We start from the raw sequence: 18,497 nt of genomic DNA, 5'->3' as shown, positions 1-18,497 counted from the left end.
TCATTTATCAGTTTACGCCAATCTGTTTGTCAGAAGACAGCAAACCATTTTTACTGAGAATTTCCCGGGCAAGATTCAGATAGCTCACCGCACCTTTGCTGTCGGCATCCTGCGCCATAACAGGAATACCATAGCTCGGCGCTTCGCTGATCCTTACGTTACGCGGTATGATGGTGTTAAAGACAAGCGATTCAAAATGACTCGTAACTTCATTTACAACCTGATTGGACAAGCGCAGCCGAAGGTCATACATCGTAAGCAGGATCCCTTCTATAATAAGGCTTGTATTGAGGCGTGACTGAATGATAGTAATGGTATTCAGCAGCTTGCCAAGGCCTTCCAGTGCAAAGTATTCGCATTGTACGGGTATGATAACGGAATCAGCGGCTGTAAGGCTGTTGATCGTGATCAAACCCAGTGACGGCGAGCAGTCTATTATGATAAAGTCGTATTCGTCCCGTACTTCGGCAATCGCATCTTTCATGCGCTGTTCCCGGTTTTTCAGATTGATCATTTCAATTTCCGCACCGACCAGATCAATATGCGACGGCAGCAGATTCAGGTATGGAAAATCAGTTTCCAGAATAATATCCGCCGTCCTCGCCTGCTCCACCATGCATTCGTAAATGCTGTTTTCCATTTCCTGCGGATTGAATCCCAGCCCGGAGGTTGAATTGGCCTGCGGGTCAGCATCAATAATCAATGTACGGAATTCAAGTGCGGCCAGACTTGCCGCCAGATTAATAGCAGTGGTTGTTTTTCCTACTCCTCCCTTTTGGTTTGCAATTGCAATTACTTTGCCCATGTATTAATTTGAGTTACCAAGGTCAAATTTCTATTATTCGGGGCAATTCACCAAAAAATGTTCCACGGAGTTTTTATTTACGGATACACTTATTTGATTAAGAGCAACTTAAACTATATTATTTATTAATTAAAAATAAATCTGCTACAAAATGGCGAAATGTTTCACGCCCAAACCTGAGTTCCTTCGGTACAATTTTTACACATTTCAATTTCCGAACGGGAACGGATCAGCGAAGCTCTGAAATCTTTGTATTTCTTTCCTTTCCATAATTGCCGGAAAGTCTGCCTTTTCATATCTCCGAGCTGGTATTCGGCATCTTTGTCAAAACAGCACGGAACCACCGCGCCGTCCCATGTGATGACACATGAATGCCACATTTTCCAGCAATGGTCCACAAATTTGTTTTTAATGGAATACCGGCCCGACTCCTGCTTTTGGTAACGCGAGTATTTTTCAATAGTCGGGATCAGTTCCGAGCCTTCTTCGTAGTCGTAAATCTGTGCCGTTTTCAGCCCGACTTCATCTACGCCAAGTTCTTCTGCAAGTTTTTTCACTTCCTCGATCTGGTGTTCATTCGGCTTCACAACCAGAAACTGGAATATGACATGCGGCGTGCTCGAACGCAGTTCCTTTTTCCATTTGATAATGTTTCGGGTGCCTTCGAGCACTTTTTCCAGATTGCCTCCAACGCGGTACTGCTGATAAACATCCTGCGTGGTACCGTCTATGGAAATGATCAAACGGTCGAGACCGGATTCTACCGTTTTTCTTGCTTTTTCATCCGTCAGATAATGCGCATTGGTGGATGTAGCCGTATACAGTCCTTTTTCATGTGCATACTGTACGAGTTCAAAAAATTTCGGGTGTAAATAAGGTTCTCCCTGAAAATAGAAAATAAGGTAAAGCAGGGTTTCGGCCAGTTCGTCTATAGTTTTTTTGTACAGCTTTTCTTCCATCATGCCGGTCGGCCTTGTAAACGAACGCAACCCGCTCGGACATTCGGGACAGCGAAGGTTGCATGAAGTGGTCGGCTCAAAGGAAATGGCAATCGGCATTCCCCAGTGAACCGGATTTCCGCTGACTTTTGAATAAAAATAACTGCTTAAAATCTGGATTGCATTCCATGCCCGCTTCGGCGTAACTTTGGACATCAGGTTGAGGCCGTCCTTGAAATTCTTATTCATTTATATGGCTTTTGGCAAATGGCTAGACTCTATATGCCTGTTTATCAATGTAAAATAAAACGTAAGCTGCGCTTGCTTATACAACGGAAATGGCAGTCGTGTACTTGATCTCGGAAATTACGAAATAACTGCTGATGTGTAACACACTTTTTAACGCAGAAAGTTTGTGCTGGTAAAACTGATTGTAAGCTTCCGCATCTTCCACAACGATTTTCAGCATGTAATCAAAGTTCCCCGATACGATCGAACATTCCAGCACTTCGCTCATTTTGACAATGGCTTCATTAAAATCCTCAAAACTTTCTTTACGCTGTTTGTCAAGCGTTATGTTACAATAAACGATCAAGGCTTTTCCAAGTTTACGCCGGTTGAGCAAGCCCACGTATTTATCAATAATTCCTTCTTTTTCAAGCTTCCGGATCCTTTCATGAACAGGCGTGACCGAGAGATTGATGTGTGCCGCAATTTCCTTGATGGTCATTTGTGCATTCTGCTGAAGAAGTTCCAGAATTTTTCTGTCCGTAAGGTCAGGCTGCATATAGTATTTTTTATCGGCTGAATATGGATTAATTACTTGATGGAAGAAATTATAATGCCATATAAGGATGAAAATAGTTTTCTTTTCTGTCCTTTTTGTATTTCATAGTATCTTTTTCTTAATAAAAGTACTTTTGCAAGTCTCCCGAAAGTCTTTCCAATCTTATAAAAATACAGTTTCCAATGATCATTGGCGTACCTAAAGAAATTAAAAATAATGAAAACCGTGTAGCCGTAACGCCAGCCGGAGTTACGGAATTCCTGAAAAACAAGCATACGGTTTATGTTCAGACGGAAGCCGGAAAAGGAAGCGGTTTTTCGGATGAAGAATACATGGCGGCCGGGGCCGTAATCCTGCCTTCCATTGAGCAGGTTTATGCCATTGCCGAAATGATTATCAAGGTAAAAGAGCCGATTGAAAGCGAATACGCGCTGATTAAAGAAGGCCAGCTGCTGTTTACTTACTTCCACTTTGCCTCATCCGAACCGCTGACACACGCCATGATTGAGCGGAAGGCAGTTTGCCTTGCTTACGAAACCGTTGAAAAAACAGACAGAAGTCTTCCGCTGCTTGTTCCGATGAGTGAAGTGGCAGGAAGAATGGCGGTTCAGGAAGGTGCCAAATATCTGGAAAAACCAATGGGTGGATTCGGCATTTTGCTGGGAGGTGTCGCAGGCGTAAAACCGGCCAACGTGCTTGTTCTTGGCGGTGGAATCGTGGGCACGCAGGCGGCTAAGATGGCGGCCGGACTTGGAGCAAATGTAACGATCGTGGATATCAGTCTGCCAAGATTGCGTTATCTGGAAGATATCATGCCTGCCAATGTGGATACCGTGATGTCCAACGAGTACAATATCCGTGATTTGGTTAAAAGTGCAAACCTGATCATCGGCGGTGTGCTGATTCCCGGTGCCAAAGCGCCTTCGCTGATTACGCGCGATATGCTGAAATTGATGAAGCCCGGAACCGTTATGGTCGATGTGGCCATTGATCAGGGCGGCTGCTTTGAAACGTCCAAAGCCACTACGCATGAACACCCGATTTATGAAGTAGACGGCGTTGTACATTACTGTGTTGCCAATATGCCCGGAGCAGTTCCTTATACGTCTACCCTTGCATTAACAAACGCTACGCTCCCTTATGCATTGCAACTGGCCAATCTGGGCTGGAAAGCGGCCTGCTCCAGAAATGAAGAACTTCGCAAAGGGCTGAATGTTGTAAATGGCCAGGTTGTTTTCAAAGGTGTTTCGGAAGCATGGAACCTGCCTTACACCGAAGTAGAAAAGATTTTTTAATAAACAAACCTGACTGATAAAACCCTGCGGATGCAACTATCCGCAGGGTTTGCTTTTCTAAAAATATTACAATTAATTACGCATCGTTATTGTAATTTCAAATTATATTCTTACTTTTGCATAAAATTTGAACGAACATCCGTTCGCTTCTCTGCTTCTTACACGGTTTAGCACTTAATAATTCGCTCCGACCTTAAAAATTACCTGGTTGGCATCACCGTTCTCATGCAGGACCCCACGGATGGTTTGTGGTGGGCTTTGCGCAATCCCCTTTTGAATTAGTTGATATTTTGCTGAATGATTCTGGCTATACGACCATTTTTGGTCCGTACAGGTCGTTGGCAAGTTGTTGATCCGATATGGATAGCTGTTCCGGAAATGGGAACCGGAATTTCATGCGAAGTAATACTTTGCACCTTTTTTACATCTAGCATTTTATAATAAAATACATATAATGACAACTGAAAATTTTGAAACTTTCTCAGAGCTTGGTCTCTCAGAAAACATCCTGAAAGCCTTAAATGAAATGGGTTTTGAAAAACCCTCTCCCATTCAGGCACAGGGAATCCCTGCAGTAATGCAAGGCTCCGACGTAATTGGACAAGCCCAGACCGGAACCGGTAAGACTGCTGCATTCGGAATTCCTGTTCTGGAAAGAATTGATATAACCAGCAATGCAGTACAAGCTCTTGTTCTTTGCCCGACCCGCGAACTTGCCGTTCAGGTTTCAGAAGAAATAGGAAGACTTGCCAAATACCAGAGAGGACTTAAAATTGAAGCGATTTACGGTGGCGATTCTATTGACCGTCAGATACGCTCCCTGAAAAAAGGAGTCCATATTGTAGTGGGAACTCCCGGCCGTGTTATGGACCATATGGAACGTAAAACGTTGAAATTCGACGAAGTACGCATGATGGTTCTGGATGAAGCGGATGAAATGCTTGATATGGGCTTCCGGGAAGATATTGAAAGTATTCTGGCCGACATGCCGGAGGATCGTCAGACAATCCTGTTTTCTGCAACGATGTCCAAGCCGATCATGTCCATCACAAAACGTTTCCTGAATGATCCGATCCTGATCAAAGTGGTACGTAACGAGCTGACAAACCAGAATATTGAACAGGTTTATTTTGAAGTAAAACCGCAGGCTAAAGTTGAAGTAATGACCCGGCTGATCGATATGTATCATCTTAAATCACTGCTTGTTTTTTGCAATACCAAACGCAAGGTGGATGAAATCGTTGAAGATCTTCAGTTGAGAGGTTATGCTTCCGAAGGGATTCACGGCGATTTGCGCCAGCAGCAACGCAGCAATGTAATGAGCAAATTCAAGGCAGGTGTAACAACGATTCTTGTTGCTACGGACGTTGCAGCCCGCGGTATTGACGTTAGCGGCCTGGATGGCGTGATCAATTACGACATTCCGCTGGATGAAGAATATTATGTTCACCGTATCGGCCGTACAGGTCGTGCCGGAATGTCCGGGAAAGCATTTTCCCTTGTTGCAAGAGATGAGAAATATCGTCTTAAATCCATTGAAGGATATACCAAAGTTAAAATTGAAAAAGGTGTCATTCCTTCTTACGAAGATATCGTAGGTGTCCGTAAAGCACGCTTTGTAGAGTCCATTTCCAATTCTATCAAAGAAGGCGATGATCTGAATCTGTATAATGATGTGCTGGAAATGCTTCATCACAGTGGTTTCTCGACCGAACAGGTTGTAGCCGCACTTGCCAAGCAGATCATGGGTGTTCAGAAAAATGAATATGCTGACAGCAACCTGGCATGGGAAGAAAGACGCAGCGACAGAGACGGCCGTCGTGAAGGCAGCGGTGACAGATTTGACCGCCGTTCGTCAGGAAGCCGGTTTGAAAGAAGCGGTGACCGTCGTGAAAATGATCGTTATGCACCATCATCACGCAGGTCCGAAGGCGGCCGTGACGGAGATTCAAGACGTAGCGGTACACCGGAAGCCGGCATGACCCGCTTGTTCCTGAGCCTTGGACGTAAAGATCACATTTTGCCAAAAGATATTGTTGGTGCCATTGCAGGCGAAGCTAACATTCCGGGAAAAACCATCGGTGCCATCGACATTTATGACAAATTTACCTTTGTTGACGTTCCGGAACGCGATGCACGTGCGGTCCTGAGAGCAATGGATGGAAATACGATTAAAGGAAAACCGGTTCAGATTGATATTGCAAAACAATAATCAACACAATCATCAGCAAAAAAGGGACTTGTAAAAAAGTCCCTTTTTTTGTTACTTTTCGGCATGAAAAACAATGAAAAACCGGAAGTATGGCTTCGCGGACCGCTTGCAGGTATTCCGGATCTGTTGCAGCCGGTTGCACATGCTCTACTTCAGGCACAGGAAGAAATTACAGCTCTGGTTCAGGATTTTCCTGACGAACTGCTTTGGGAACAACCGGCAGGCGTAGCTTCTGCCGGATTTCATCTTCAGCATATGGCGGGTGTTCTGGACCGGCTTTTTACCTATGCAAGAGGCGAATCGCTCCTGGAAAACCAGCTTGCCTATCTGAAGGCAGAAGGAAGCCCGCCCTTTCCGGGCTGTACTGCAGCGGATCTTCTTAGGATTTTGGATGACAGGCTTTTGTCCGTGATGCAGCAATTAAAGCAAACCGACGAAAGTACTTTGAAAGAAGTGCGTTACGTCGGACGCGCAGGAATTCCTTCAACGCATCTGGGCCTTCTGTTTCATGCTGCCGAACATACGCAACGGCATCTGGGCCAGCTTTTGGTAACTGCGCGGATATTAATTTCTGCAAAGGAGTAGATCAAAACGACTGTTTATCTTTTTTGAAAAATTTCTTAATTGTTAAAACGCGTTTTATGCAAAACTTTAAAAAAAGCTGCATGCTTTGTCTGCTTGCACTTTGCAGTCTGACAGTACGGGCACAGAAAAATCCCGAAGACAAGGCCGGCTGGAAACTGGGTGCTCAATCGTATACTTTCCGGTTGTTTACTTTTGATGAAGCTCTGAAAAAAATTGACAGCTGCGGCCTGAAATACGTGGAAGCTTTTCCGGGACAAAAGCTGGGCGGCAATCTGGAAGGAACCATGGATTTCAAGATGAATGCTCAGAAACGGCAGGAAGTAAAAAATCTGCTGAAAAAGCATGGCATTACAATGACTGCTTTCGGTGTGGTCAATGGAAAGGACAAAGCGGAATGGGAACAGCTCTTTGAATTTGCAAAGGATATGGGAATCCTGAACATAGATACCGAGCCGAATCCGGAACAGTTTGCCTACATCCTTCCGATGGCTGAAAAATACAAGATCAATGTTGCACTGCACAATCACCCGAAACCTTCCCGTTTCTGGCATCCTGATACGGTTCTGAAATATGCAGGAAACAGCAAATTCATCGGTTCGTGCTCCGATATCGGCCATTGGGTACGATCGGGCCTGGATCCGGTGGAATGCCTCAGACAACTGAACGGGCATGTTATGGGCATGCATTTCAAAGACGTTGTGAAAGATTCTCCGGACGGCAAGTATCACGATGTGATCTGGGGAAAAGGCGACAGTAAAGTGGATGCAGTCATTGCAGAAATGAAACGCCAGAAATTCAAAGGTCCGATTTCGGTTGAATACGAATATCACTGGGAAAATAATGGCCCGGAAGTAGCGGAAAGTGTCAAATATTTCCGTCAGGCTTACGAAAAGACCAAGTAGCAACAGTAACATTTGTTACTCGTCTCCTTCCGACCTTACCCGAAGAATCCGCTGAAACCAGCTTTGCTGTTCAGCGGATTCTTCATTTTTGACTTTTTGATCCGGCACAAATCCTGCCATTTTCTTTAAGTCGGGTTGGCCGGCATTGATCCAGCAGCTGTACCAGATATCGCCTACCATTTTTACAGATGCCTTCATGCGCCTCTCCACTTGCCCGCCAAGCATCTGATGGTATTTTTCTGAAAATTCCTTTGAATAGGATCTGGTCAGTACATTGTTCCTGAGTTCGTAACTGTACTTTTTATAAGATTCAAAATCCACAGTCAACTGCTTTTCAAACTTAAAAACAGAATCGCTGGCGGTATTGGATGCCATTACAGTTTTCCAGACTTGCTCTGCAATATCCGTATGATAAACCGGTTCGCCGATCCACATGTCATAATCCTCTGCAAACAGTTCCGGAAGCCGCGATTCCCAGAATGCGTGGATTCCTTCCTGATTGCTGAGCTGCCCGTTGTAGTTTCTGGTCGTATGCAAAGGAACATGCGCGTCGGCAATGTAATGGCCGAGATCCGCTGATACTCTCAGAATTCTGGCTGGATCGTGTGCTTTAAATGCTTCCGTCAGCTGAAAAGCAGCCGACTGAATATACCACGGTACAATGCCATGTTTTCGCAGGCTGTCTTCACCGATTTTCTGTACGGCATCCTTCCAGTATTTTGGCAGAGTTAACCTTGCGCTGTCGCCGTATACATCCAGATCAATGTAATGCCTTTCCGCTTCTCCCACAACCGAGTACCTTCTTCTGTCCGGGTTTGTTGCATTTTCAGTAAGGTAATCGATGTTCTTTTTATAGAAGTACTGCATTTCAACCGGAAGCCGGAACACTGCCATGCGGTTAATCCGCTTATGCGCCCAGAATCCCCATTTTACATCAGCCGCCTGAACAATGCTCGCCACCAGCATAAAAAGCTGCATACAGGAAATGAATTTCGAAAAAGACCGAAAATGATCCGACTTTTTTTTACGAAAGACACAAAGTTGTGCCATATAAAATTTTGATATGCCTGGAAAACTGAATTTTACCTGTTTAGACGCTTGCAGCAAAAAAAGTAACGCGCAATATGATTTTTGCTACTATAAATCCCCTGTTGTTCCACTTTCTATCGGTAAAATTCCTTTTTCCAAAACCCGGATATCTTTCCCCTGCAATTTCTAAGAAGAAAGCACCCCGAACATTATTCTATAATTTAATAAATGACATGAATATTATTTTTTAATACCAATTTAAATCAGAATATGTTATATAATATATACAAATAATGCAATTTATAAATATCTGGTTATCTTTGTAACCTAAAAGAGATAATTTGATATAATTGACTGAAAGGATAATGAAACCAAAAAATAAAACAATAGGATATTTAATACCGGTTTTCGCTTTGTGCGTGTTCATGCTTGTTATTTACGGAGCTTACGTTCCGCATAAACCTGCCGAAATACAGCGCGTAGTCTGTATCAAGTTCAAGCCGGGCACGACGCCGGAAGCCATTGACAAGCATTTGCGTGATTTTGCATCCATGAAAAATGCAGTAGATGATGTGGTTGCTTATTCCGCAGGCCATGTTCAGAAATCGGGCGCAAACGAAAACCAGTTTGACGTGATTCATTACCTGACGTTCCGCACCAAAGAAGGCGCATTGCAGTATGCTTCCAATGCCGACCATAAGGCATTTGTACAGGCAAATGAAGGCAAATGGGCTAATGTGCTGGAAATGAATTCGAATATTGAAAAGTAATCAAAGAAAGTAATAGGAGTGAAATTCTTAAAAAGAGCCGGGCTTCCCGACTCTTTTTTTATTTGCCGGATCACCAGTTTATCGGTTCGAGACCTTTGCTTTCCAGATATGCGTTGGCTTTGCTGAAATGCTGGTTGCCAAACCAGCCGCCGCCATTGGCCGACATAGGCGAAGGATGTTTTGATTTCAGTATATAATGTCTTGAAGCGTCAATAATACTGCCTTTATCTTGTGCATAACGTCCCCAAAGCATAAATACCAGATTGTTTTTCTCGTCTGACAAACACTTGATAACTGCGTCTGTAAACTTTTCCCAGCCTTTGTTCTGATGCGAACCGGCAAGTCCGCTTTGAACCGTCAGCGTGGCATTGAGCAGCAGAACACCCTGCTTTGCCCATCTTTCCAGATTTCCTGATTTCGGAATCGGCTTGCCAAGGTCGTCCTGAATTTCCTTGAAAATATTGACGAGTGACGGCGGCGTTCTGACCCCTTCATTCACCGAGAAACAAAGTCCATGCGCCTGCCCGGCGCCATGATACGGGTCCTGGCCAAGAATCACCACCTTGCACGCATCAAAACTGCAGTAATTGAATGCATTAAAAATTTGTTTGGCAGGAGGAAATATCTGTTTGGTTGAATATTCGTTCTTAACAAATTCAACAAGGTTTGTAAAGTAAGGTTTTTCAAACTCCGGTTCGAGTCTTTCTTTCCAGGATTGCTCTATTTTTACGTCCATAAAGTGGTTTTTAATTTGATATCCAAATTATATGATTTTGTTTTGGTTTTATCAGCATTTGATGACTATTTTCGTTTGAGTGGAAGAACTGAAATTTTATTATTGAACACTTCCTTACTTTTGCAACATTCATAAACACCTTCATTCCATATGGTTTCCAAAGTGACAGATGGTGTAAAAGTCACCGTTTTAACAGAATATCAACCGGATTATTCCAATCCCGGTCAAGATCATTACGTCTTTACTTATAAAATTCTGATAGAAAATCATAGTGAGTACACAGTCAAGCTGTTAAGGCGGCACTGGCTCATTTATGACGCCAACGGAACCGTCCGGGAAGTGGAAGGAGCCGGCATTGTCGGGCTGCAGCCGATCCTGGAACCGGGCGATGTCCATGATTATGTATCCGGCTGCAATCTGCGTACCGACATGGGCAAAATGGCCGGGACTTATCTCATGGAACGCGTTCTCGACGGACGACAGTTTCGTGTAATTATTCCTGCTTTTTCGCTGGTGGCTCCTTACAGAATGAACTAGCATTATCCGTTTTTTCGCATGCAGGACTTTTTTCCTGCTTTTTTAAACGCTTCACCATTGATTGCTGCTTACTTCAGGTACCTGTTCCATTCAGGAAACGAACATTCCATCCATTCACCTTTTGTTTTTGATCTTTACACACAGGTTATTAAAGTCAAAAAAGACCGCAATCCGGACTATAAAAGCCTGAAGTTGCTTCGTAAAGAACTTCTGAAATCCGATCGTCAGATCGAAATCCTTGATCTTGGGGCCGGCTCGCGCATCAACAAATCAAATCTCCGTAAAGTAAAAACCATTGCAAAAAATGCAGAAAAGCCGGAAAAATTCGGAAAACTTTTCAACCGGCTTATCCGGAGATTTCAGCCGGCAACCATGCTGGAACTCGGAACTTCATTAGGGCTTACAACTTTGTACATGTCCAAAGCGGCGCCGGAATCGCGCATGTTTACGTTTGAAGGCTGCCCGGAAACGGCAAAACTGGCTAGTCAGCATTTTAATAGAATGAATGCGGACAACATTAAAATTATTACCGGGAACATTGATTCCACGCTTCCCAAGTTTCTTGCCGAAACCAATACAAAGCTGGATTTCGCTTATTTCGATGCCAATCACCGGTTTGAACCCACGGTCCGTTATTTCGAAACATGCCTTCCGTATATTCAAAACGAATCGGTTTTTATTTTTGACGATATTTACTGGTCGCCGGAAATGACGCGTGCATGGGAATACATCAAGGCGCATCCGCAAGTAACCATTACGGTTGATCTGTTCTGGATCGGACTGGTTTTTTTCAGGAAAGAACAGGTTAAGGAAAATTTCACACTTCGTTTCTGACCGATCCAGACTTATCGAACGGTATGTCAGCGGTTTGACAAGTAAGCTGGACAGCAAACGCTTAAGTTACTATTTTTACTTTCTGCGTCTAAAAGCTGGTATGAACACACAATCAATACTTCGGGATCTGGTCGGTAAAAAAATCATTTCGGAAAGCCACGCTTCCCTGATTTTGGAGTACGAAACTGCAAAGCCTCTTTCCGTGCATTGGGAACTGCGGTATATGCTGTACACCGGCATCCTGCTTTTTAATTCCGGGCTTGGGATGATTATTTATGAAAACATCGATTCCATCGGACATCAGGCGATGATTGCTGCCATTGCATTGCTCACAGCCGCCTGCTTTTATTATGCGTATCAGAAAAGTCATCCGTACAGTCATGATGAAATACTGAATTCCAACAAGTTACAGGAATATATCTTATTGCTTGGCTGCGTCAGTTTTCTTGCACTGGAAGGTTATCTGCAGTTTCAGTATGAATTGTTTGGTTCACGCTATGGCATTGCGGTCATCATCCCGACTATTTTGTTCTTTGTATGCGCGTACCGGTTTGATCACCGCGGCGTGCTTTCCATGGCCATTACCGGACTTGCTTCATGGCTCGGGCTTACCATTGCGCCGCTCTCCGTTGTGTACGGAAATAATCTGACTGACCTGAAAATCCTGAATTCAGCAATTATACTGGGCACTTTGCTGACGGTTACAGGCTGGCTGTCAGAAAGGTTAAGTATTAAAAAACACTTTTCATCTACCTACATTTTCCTAGGCGGAAATCTGGCTGCGCTGGCTGCAATTTCAGGTTTGATCAATCAGCCGTACAAAGTAGCTTACGCCGTTTTAAGCCTTGCTTTTTGCTTGTTTTTTGTTCTGAATGCACGTCGGAAACAATCGCATATCTTTCTGCTGATTGGAATCATATATGCTTATATAACTGTTACTTACCTCATCTTTTTCAGAATAAGCGAAAATGCGTACTTTTCATTAATGACCGTTTATCTTACTGTTTCCAGCATCGGGGTCATTTATTTTCTGCTGAATTTCAAGAAAATCCTCGGAACAGCAAGATGAAAAAACCATACAATCTGAACTGGATCAAAAATATTGAAGTTCAGCGCCGGGCAACCGACTGGGCTTCTAAAAACCTGCTTGACAAACCGCAACTGGAAGCGATCAAAGCTCAATATCAGACGCATTTTTACAGGCCTAATTTCTTTGTCAAGATTGGACTTTTCCTTTTTGCAATTATTGCTTCTGCCTTTTTTATGGGATTTATTTCCATTTTTCTGACCGACAGCAATATAACCGATCGCGGTTTTGCAATGATCAGTTTTCTTTTTGCCGGATTCTTTATCTTTTTTCTGGAACGTCAGATTAAATTATTAAAATTCTTTCATTCCGGTGTTGACAATGCCTTGTTATACATAAGCATTGCATTGCTTTTTGTGCCTTTGTTTTTGCTTTTTAATGACCTGAAAATCTGGCAATATTCACTTGTTCTTTTCATTCTGTTGTCCATTGCGACCATACGTTATGCGGATATTTTAACCGCCGCGGGTTCCTTTTTGGCGTTGTTTGTTACGCTGGCAAATTTCCTGATGAACTTTTCAGCCGGTACTCTCATTTTGCCTTTTGCTGTTATGCTGATGGCTGCATGCATTTATTTTGCAGTCAGAAAAAACACAGGCATTTACTATGCAGACTGTTGTAAGATCATTGAAATACTGTCATTTGCGGCTTTTTACCTTGGCGGAAATTACCTTATCGTTCGTGAAGGAAATGCTTTGCTGAATAATTCCGTCCGGCCTATTTCCCTGCAAATTCCATTTGCGCCGGTTTTTTACCTGTTTACAATCGTGATTCCATTTGCCTACATAGTAACGGGTGTGCGTAAAAAAGACCGGATTTTGCTGAATACCGGCTTGCTGGCAATGGCTTTTTCCATGGTTTCGTTTGGATATTATTTCAGCCCTTTCACAACAGCCCAACATATTTTTGTGAGCGGACTGGCTCTTATTCTGTTTTCGGCTGCGCTGATACGCTATCTGCATAGGCCAAAACTTGGAATCAGTGATGAGCCGGAAAAGAGAAATATACCGGATGAGCTGAAATCAATTTTAATTGCACAAACCCTGGGACAAGATCCTGAAACAAAAGGCATTAATTTCGGAGGCGGAAACTTTGGCGGCGGAGGCGCAGGTGAAGTATACTGATTTCTGACAAAAATTGAGATATTTACATGTTACAATACCTTTTCCGAAAATCAACTGATGAAAAAACACTTCCTTATTCTTCTCCTTTGTATCTCAGGAATTCATTCATTTGCACAATCCACCGGTAAAACGTCCGGCAGTCCGGTGGCCGGCAGTCCGGTGGTCGGCAATCCGGTGGCCGGCAGTCCGGTGGTCGGCAATCCGGTGTTCCCCGGCTGGTATGCTGATCCCGAAGGCATTATTTTCAACAAGACTTACTGGATTTACCCGACTTATTCCGCACCTTATGAAAAGCAGGTCTTTTTTGACGCTTTTTCTTCCAAAGACCTTGTTACGTGGAAAAAACATGAGGCTATACTGGATACAAGTTCTGTAAAATGGGCTAAAAAAGCCATGTGGGCTCCTTCCATCATTGAAAAAGAAGGAAAATACTACTTCTTTTTTGGCGCTAATGACATTCAGAGCGATAATGAAACCGGTGGAATCGGTGTTGCCGTAGCCGACAAACCCGAAGGTCCGTTCAAAGACCTGCTGGGAAAACCTCTGATCGACAAGTTCCATAACAAGGCACAGCCTATTGACCAGTTCGTTTTCAAGGACAAGGATGGTCAGTACTATCTTTTTTATGGCGGCTGGAAACACTGCAATGTCGCCAAACTGAACAATGACTTTACCGGTTTTATTCCTTTTGAAGACGGTTCCATATTCCGGGAAATAACGCCGGAGAGTTATGTTGAAGGCCCGTTCATGTTCATCAGAAACGGGAAATATTACTTCATGTGGTCAGAAGGCGGCTGGACAGGCCCGAATTATTCCGTAGCTTATGCCATTGCCGATTCCCCATTCGGACCGTTTAAGCGTGTGGACAAAATTCTTCAGCAGGACCCGAAAGTGGCAACCGGCGCCGGCCATCATTCCGTTATAAACATTCCGGGTAAAGACCAGTGGTACATTGTTTATCATAGACGGCCGCTGACTGAAACCGACGGCAATCACCGGGAAACATGCATTGACGAAATGACTTTTGATGAAAAAGGGTTTATCAATCCGGTTAAAATCACAACCAAGGGCGTTAAAAAACAGCGTATTAACTAGCGCTTCTCAATAATAGCTTTTCATGACAATCCGTTGACTACTAATTTGACAGCTAACGGATATGTTTCGAATTACTTACATATAGCGGTCAGCGTTTAAATTAATTTTTCTGTTTTCCGGATTGTTCAGAGCCTGTTTTCGCCGGTTTATGACCAAATGATTTTTTAATTTTCATTTAAGAACGATATTGTAAGAACTTATTTGTTTGTGTTTATAGCTTTTCCGCTACAATGAATGCTTTAAAATGGATCCTGGAAGTTTCAGGCGCACTGGTCATTTTGTTTTCTGTTATACCGCTTATCCGGAATGACTATTGGGCATTCAGGGTTTTTGAGTATCCGAGGATTCAGAAGCTTTTTCTCAATTTAATCATTCTTGCGCTTTACGTTTCGTTCTTTTCCGTTTCATCAACGTACGAAATTGTATTTACAAGTCTGATCGTTGTGAATGCGTTCTATCTTTTATTTCAGATTCTGCCATTTACATTTCTGGCCAAGTCAGCGCTGATCAGGGCTACGAAAAAGGATGATGACAATTCACTGAGCATCATTTCTTCCAACGTTTTTCAGGATAATAAAAATACGGCCGGCTGCATGAAGCTGCTCCATAAATATGATCCGGACATTATTTTGCTGCTGGAAACCGACAACTTCTGGTTCAAAGGAACCGAAACCCTGAAAGAAAAATATCCGCATCAGGTTCTGGTGCCGCTGGAAAATACATATGGCATGCTGCTGTATTCCAAACTGAAACTAATCGATGCCGAAGTAAGATACCTTGTTGATCCTGAAATACCTTCCATTAAAGCAAAAGTGCAGCTTCCATCCGGCAAGACCATACGCTTGTACTGCGTGCACCCTACTCCGCCGGTCCCGGGCGAAAACCTGTATTCCACCGAAAGGGACAAGGAACTGCTGATGGTCGCCAAAGAAGTAAAGGAAAATAACTTGGCAACCATCGTGGTCGGTGACCTCAACGACGTGGCATGGTCCTATACAACCAAACTCTTTACCAAAATCAGCGGCCTGCTTGACCCGAGAAAAGGAAGAGGTTTTTACAATACATTCCATGCACAGCATCCGATTCTGCGCTTCCCGCTCGATCATGTATTTTGTTCTACAGACTTCAAGCTGCGCCGCCTGAAGCGGCTTGAAAATTTTTCTTCCGATCATTTTCCTATTCTGATCAGCCTGCAGTATGAAGCCATTGCACATTTGCAGCAGGAAGAGCCTGAACCAGACGCGGATGAAATCAAACTGGCGGAAGAAAAAATCCATAAAAAAACCAATTGATCCAGACTGCTTCCGGATGCATACCGGAGCCTGGCCAGCCTGTTTTCAGGGCTGCCATTTATTGGAATGATTTTTGCTAAACAGGAGTAAGTGTCAAAAACGCGTATTTCTGTTCTATCCGAAATTGTCCTTTTACCGGTATGCAAATCCTTACATATGAAGAAAAGATACAATCTGAACTGGTCAGGTGGCAGCAGAAGATGCAGAAGCGGCCCAACTTCATTGACCGGACTTCCAAGAAAGTTCAGGATAAGCTGAACAACATCATTCCCGATAAAGTGCATGAGGCCATAACGGCTTCCATCAAACAGATGACACGCGCTGTGCTTACAGGTGCGGAATTTACGACTTCCATGCCTTTGCCAAAAAGCTCGATAGAAGAAACCGAAATTGCAGTCAGAAAAAGGATTGAATTCTACAAAAAAGCAGGCGCCGCGGAAGGAGGCATTACCGGAGCCGGCGGTTTCTGGCTTGCACTGGCCGAATTTCCGATTCTACTGGGCATCAAACTGAAACTTTTATTTGAAATCGCAGCCCTGTATGGTTATCCGGTGGATGACTATCGGGAACGACTTTTTATACTTCACGTCTTTCAGCTTACTTTCTCAAGCCAGAAACAACGCCAGCATGTTTTTCAGCAGATTATTCAGTGGCATGTAAAATGCAAAGAACTGCCTGAAGATATCAATCAGTTCGACTGGAAGACCTTTCAGCAGGAATACCGGGATTATATTGATCTCGCCAAACTGGCGCAGCTGATACCCGGCATCGGAGCCGCCGTTGGCCTGGTCGTTAATTACCGCCTGCTCGATCAGTTGGGAAAAACAGCCATGAACGCCTACCGGATGCGATGGTTTGAAGAAAAGAATACATTACTAGCAGTTACAAGTTAATCCACCTTGCATTTTATCTGAATGAGCGCCAAGCAAAAGGAACACGTTTACACCAAAAAAATAGATTCGGCCTTACTGGCAGTTTACAACGGTTATTCTTTTTTTATCCGTTTTTTCCGTGAAGCTTTTCGGGGAAGAATGGAATTTCAGGAAATTATAAAACAATGCTATGCCATTGGGAACAAGTCGCTGTTGCTGATCGGGATGACGGGATTTATTACCGGAATGGTGTTTACCAAACAGTCCCGTCCGTCTCTGGCTGAATTTGGCGCTACTTCGTGGCTTCCTTCGCTGGTAGCCATCGCGATTGTGCGGGCTCTGGCCGCTCTCGTTACCGCACTGATCAGTGCAGGAAAAATCGGTTCCAGTATCGGTGCCGAACTTGGCTCCATGCGCGTGACCGAACAGATTGACGCTATGGAAGTCTCTGCGGTAAACCCGTTCAAGTTTCTGGTGGTTACCCGCGTGCTGGCTTCCACGATTTCGATTCCGATCCTGATGTTTTACTGTACAATGGTCAGCCTCATGGGCGCATTTCTAAACGTGTACCTGAATGAAGGCACAAGTTTTATTGCATTTTTTGAGAACGCATTCGAGCAGATTACTTTTCTCGATGTGGGGACTTCAGTCGCGAAAGCAGTTGCATACGGATTTACAATCGGTATTGTAGGCTGCTATCAGGGATATAACGCCAACAAAGGAACGGAAGGCGTCGGAAAAGCAGCCAATTCAGCGGTGGTCATTTCCATGTTCCTGATTTTTATCGAGGAAGTTATTATTGTTCAGGTATCGAATTATTTCAGGATATAAAATGGCAGAAACCCGCTTAGACACCGATACGGTTATTGATATACAAGATCTTTATAAATCATTCGGAGACCTTCATGTACTCCGGGGTGTGAACCTGAAAATCAGCAGAGGTGAAAATGTCGTTGTCCTTGGCCGTTCGGGAACAGGAAAATCGGTTTTGATCAAAATCATTGCCGGCTTGCTCCGACAGGATAAAGGAGTTTGCAATGTACTGGGAAATGAAGTTTCAACGCTCAATGAAAATGAACTTCGTGACTTGCGGCTGAAAATCGGGTTTTCGTTCCAGAACAGTGCGCTCTACGATAGTATGACAGTTCGCGAGAATCTGGAATTTCCGCTTGTACGCAATGTTGCCAACCTGAGCAGAGCCGAAATTAACGAACAGGTGGAATATGTACTGGATGCTGTCGGGCTGCTTCAGACCATCAATCAGGTTCCTTCCGAGCTTTCCGGCGGGCAGCGCAAAAGGATCGGGATTGCAAGGACACTGATCCTGAAACCGGAAATCATGCTTTATGATGAACCCACCGCAGGACTTGATCCGATTACGTGTCTGGAAATCAACGAACTTATCAATGAAGTAAAGGAAAAATACCACACGACCTCCATCATCATCACGCATGATCTGACGTGTGCAAGGACAACCGGCGACCGTATTGCCATGCTGCTCGACGGCATATTCCTGAAGCAGGGCACATTTGAGGAAGTATTTGATACCAATGAAGAAAGAATCAAAAGTTTTTACGACTATAATTTTATTCAATAA

19 protein-coding genes are annotated in these 18,497 nt (G+C 43.8%); 14 read left to right on the top strand and 5 right to left on the bottom strand.

What is annotated here, in order from left to right; all coding sequences use genetic code 11:
• Window positions 1-7: 7 nt before the first annotated feature.
• The 3 genes from FEM55_RS11965 to FEM55_RS11955 form a co-directional block, all read right to left on the bottom strand.
• Window positions 8-805, bottom strand: coding sequence for a ParA family protein (locus FEM55_RS11965; RefSeq protein ID WP_138281545.1), 798 nt, complete (start codon window positions 803-805; stop codon window positions 8-10).
• Between the two features lie 164 nt (window positions 806-969).
• The gene (locus tag FEM55_RS11960; RefSeq protein WP_138281544.1) at window positions 970-1,992 is read right to left on the bottom strand and encodes an SPASM domain-containing protein; all 1,023 of its coding nucleotides are present in this window, start codon (window positions 1,990-1,992) and stop codon (window positions 970-972) included.
• 76 nt (window positions 1,993-2,068) lie between these two features.
• Complete coding sequence (locus FEM55_RS11955; RefSeq protein WP_138281543.1) at window positions 2,069-2,530, bottom strand: Lrp/AsnC family transcriptional regulator; 462 nt, start codon at window positions 2,528-2,530, stop codon at window positions 2,069-2,071.
• Window positions 2,531-2,712: 182 nt separating this feature from the next.
• Here FEM55_RS11955 and ald point away from each other — a divergent pair, with 182 nt between their 5' ends.
• The 4 genes from ald to FEM55_RS11935 all read left to right on the top strand — a co-directional run bounded on the left by ald (window position 2,713) and on the right by FEM55_RS11935 (window position 7,524).
• A complete protein-coding gene (gene ald / locus FEM55_RS11950; protein WP_138281542.1) occupies window positions 2,713-3,825 on the top strand; it encodes an alanine dehydrogenase in 1,113 nt (370 codons plus the stop codon).
• Window positions 3,826-4,279: 454 nt separating this feature from the next.
• Window positions 4,280-6,037 carry a DEAD/DEAH box helicase gene (locus FEM55_RS11945; RefSeq protein WP_138281541.1) on the top strand — a complete coding sequence of 586 codons (1,758 nt, stop codon included), beginning with the start codon at window positions 4,280-4,282 and terminating at the stop codon, window positions 6,035-6,037.
• A gap of 63 nt (window positions 6,038-6,100) precedes the next feature.
• Window positions 6,101-6,622, top strand: coding sequence for a DinB family protein (locus tag FEM55_RS11940; RefSeq protein WP_138281540.1), 522 nt, complete (start codon window positions 6,101-6,103; stop codon window positions 6,620-6,622).
• A 56-nt stretch (window positions 6,623-6,678) separates the two neighbouring features.
• Entirely contained in the window at window positions 6,679-7,524 is an 846-nt protein-coding gene (locus FEM55_RS11935; RefSeq protein ID WP_138281539.1) for a sugar phosphate isomerase/epimerase family protein, read from the top strand.
• Window positions 7,525-7,539: 15 nt separating this feature from the next.
• Here the strand turns inward: FEM55_RS11935 and FEM55_RS11930 are convergent, their stop codons facing one another.
• Window positions 7,540-8,574 (bottom strand): zinc dependent phospholipase C family protein, encoded by a 1,035-nt coding sequence (locus FEM55_RS11930; protein ID WP_138281538.1) that lies wholly within the window; start codon window positions 8,572-8,574, stop codon window positions 7,540-7,542.
• A gap of 404 nt (window positions 8,575-8,978) precedes the next feature.
• Between FEM55_RS11930 and FEM55_RS11925 the strand changes: the two genes are divergently transcribed.
• Entirely contained in the window at window positions 8,979-9,323 is a 345-nt protein-coding gene (locus FEM55_RS11925) for a Dabb family protein (RefSeq protein ID WP_138281692.1), read from the top strand.
• Between the two features lie 70 nt (window positions 9,324-9,393).
• Here the strand turns inward: FEM55_RS11925 and ung are convergent, their stop codons facing one another.
• A complete protein-coding gene (gene ung, locus FEM55_RS11920; protein WP_138281537.1) occupies window positions 9,394-10,059 on the bottom strand; it encodes a uracil-DNA glycosylase in 666 nt (221 codons plus the stop codon).
• Window positions 10,060-10,209: 150 nt separating this feature from the next.
• Between ung and apaG the strand changes: the two genes are divergently transcribed.
• From apaG to FEM55_RS11875, 9 genes are all read left to right on the top strand, one after another.
• Entirely contained in the window at window positions 10,210-10,596 is a 387-nt protein-coding gene (gene apaG / locus FEM55_RS11915; RefSeq protein ID WP_138281536.1) for a Co2+/Mg2+ efflux facilitator ApaG/CorD, read from the top strand.
• Between the two features lie 18 nt (window positions 10,597-10,614).
• A complete protein-coding gene (locus FEM55_RS11910; RefSeq protein WP_308420194.1) occupies window positions 10,615-11,430 on the top strand; it encodes an O-methyltransferase in 816 nt (271 codons plus the stop codon).
• Window positions 11,431-11,530: 100 nt separating this feature from the next.
• Window positions 11,531-12,499: a DUF2157 domain-containing protein gene (locus FEM55_RS11905; protein ID WP_138281535.1), complete on the top strand. Its 969-nt coding sequence runs from the start codon at window positions 11,531-11,533 to the stop codon at window positions 12,497-12,499.
• A complete protein-coding gene (locus FEM55_RS11900; protein ID WP_138281534.1) occupies window positions 12,496-13,641 on the top strand; it encodes a hypothetical protein in 1,146 nt (381 codons plus the stop codon). Before FEM55_RS11905 ends, FEM55_RS11900 begins: the two co-directional genes overlap by 4 nt.
• A 57-nt stretch (window positions 13,642-13,698) precedes the next feature.
• The gene (locus FEM55_RS11895) at window positions 13,699-14,736 is read left to right on the top strand and encodes a glycoside hydrolase family 43 protein (protein ID WP_138281533.1); all 1,038 of its coding nucleotides are present in this window, start codon (window positions 13,699-13,701) and stop codon (window positions 14,734-14,736) included.
• 230 nt (window positions 14,737-14,966) lie between these two features.
• Window positions 14,967-16,028 (top strand): endonuclease/exonuclease/phosphatase family protein, encoded by a 1,062-nt coding sequence (locus FEM55_RS11890; RefSeq protein WP_138281532.1) that lies wholly within the window; start codon window positions 14,967-14,969, stop codon window positions 16,026-16,028.
• A gap of 140 nt (window positions 16,029-16,168) precedes the next feature.
• Window positions 16,169-16,921 (top strand): EcsC family protein, encoded by a 753-nt coding sequence (locus tag FEM55_RS11885; RefSeq protein ID WP_374756478.1) that lies wholly within the window; start codon window positions 16,169-16,171, stop codon window positions 16,919-16,921.
• 21 nt (window positions 16,922-16,942) lie between these two features.
• Entirely contained in the window at window positions 16,943-17,731 is a 789-nt protein-coding gene (locus tag FEM55_RS11880) for an MlaE family ABC transporter permease (protein WP_138281531.1), read from the top strand.
• A 1-nt stretch (window position 17,732) separates the two neighbouring features.
• Window positions 17,733-18,497: an ABC transporter ATP-binding protein gene (locus tag FEM55_RS11875; RefSeq protein WP_138281530.1), complete on the top strand. Its 765-nt coding sequence runs from the start codon at window positions 17,733-17,735 to the stop codon at window positions 18,495-18,497.

The sequence above is a fragment of the Dyadobacter sediminis genome (genome assembly GCF_005860765.1).
Lineage (GTDB): Bacteria > Bacteroidota > Bacteroidia > Cytophagales > Spirosomataceae > Dyadobacter > Dyadobacter sediminis.
This window is presented reverse-complemented; position numbering and strand designations above follow the sequence as displayed.

What these genes read in the sequence shown, in the direction of transcription:
- FEM55_RS11965 (WP_138281545.1), bottom strand. Translation starts at nt 805, where the DNA reads ATGGGCAAAGTAATTGCAATTGCAAACCAAAAGGGAGGAGTAGGAAAA.
- FEM55_RS11960 (WP_138281544.1), bottom strand. Translation starts at nt 1,992, where the DNA reads ATGAATAAGAATTTCAAGGACGGCCTCAACCTGATGTCCAAAGTTACG.
- FEM55_RS11955 (WP_138281543.1), bottom strand. Translation starts at nt 2,530, where the DNA reads ATGCAGCCTGACCTTACGGACAGAAAAATTCTGGAACTTCTTCAGCAG.
- ald (WP_138281542.1), top strand. Translation starts at nt 2,713, where the DNA reads ATGATCATTGGCGTACCTAAAGAAATTAAAAATAATGAAAACCGTGTA.
- FEM55_RS11945 (WP_138281541.1), top strand. Translation starts at nt 4,280, where the DNA reads ATGACAACTGAAAATTTTGAAACTTTCTCAGAGCTTGGTCTCTCAGAA.
- FEM55_RS11940 (WP_138281540.1), top strand. Translation starts at nt 6,101, where the DNA reads ATGAAAAACAATGAAAAACCGGAAGTATGGCTTCGCGGACCGCTTGCA.
- FEM55_RS11935 (WP_138281539.1), top strand. Translation starts at nt 6,679, where the DNA reads ATGCAAAACTTTAAAAAAAGCTGCATGCTTTGTCTGCTTGCACTTTGC.
- FEM55_RS11930 (WP_138281538.1), bottom strand. Translation starts at nt 8,574, where the DNA reads ATGGCACAACTTTGTGTCTTTCGTAAAAAAAAGTCGGATCATTTTCGG.
- FEM55_RS11925 (WP_138281692.1), top strand. Translation starts at nt 8,979, where the DNA reads ATGCTTGTTATTTACGGAGCTTACGTTCCGCATAAACCTGCCGAAATA.
- ung (WP_138281537.1), bottom strand. Translation starts at nt 10,059, where the DNA reads ATGGACGTAAAAATAGAGCAATCCTGGAAAGAAAGACTCGAACCGGAG.
- apaG (WP_138281536.1), top strand. Translation starts at nt 10,210, where the DNA reads ATGGTTTCCAAAGTGACAGATGGTGTAAAAGTCACCGTTTTAACAGAA.
- FEM55_RS11910 (WP_308420194.1), top strand. Translation starts at nt 10,615, where the DNA reads ATGCAGGACTTTTTTCCTGCTTTTTTAAACGCTTCACCATTGATTGCT.
- FEM55_RS11905 (WP_138281535.1), top strand. Translation starts at nt 11,531, where the DNA reads ATGAACACACAATCAATACTTCGGGATCTGGTCGGTAAAAAAATCATT.
- FEM55_RS11900 (WP_138281534.1), top strand. Translation starts at nt 12,496, where the DNA reads ATGAAAAAACCATACAATCTGAACTGGATCAAAAATATTGAAGTTCAG.
- FEM55_RS11895 (WP_138281533.1), top strand. Translation starts at nt 13,699, where the DNA reads ATGAAAAAACACTTCCTTATTCTTCTCCTTTGTATCTCAGGAATTCAT.
- FEM55_RS11890 (WP_138281532.1), top strand. Translation starts at nt 14,967, where the DNA reads ATGAATGCTTTAAAATGGATCCTGGAAGTTTCAGGCGCACTGGTCATT.
- FEM55_RS11885 (WP_374756478.1), top strand. Translation starts at nt 16,169, where the DNA reads ATGCAAATCCTTACATATGAAGAAAAGATACAATCTGAACTGGTCAGG.
- FEM55_RS11880 (WP_138281531.1), top strand. Translation starts at nt 16,943, where the DNA reads ATGAGCGCCAAGCAAAAGGAACACGTTTACACCAAAAAAATAGATTCG.
- FEM55_RS11875 (WP_138281530.1), top strand. Translation starts at nt 17,733, where the DNA reads ATGGCAGAAACCCGCTTAGACACCGATACGGTTATTGATATACAAGAT.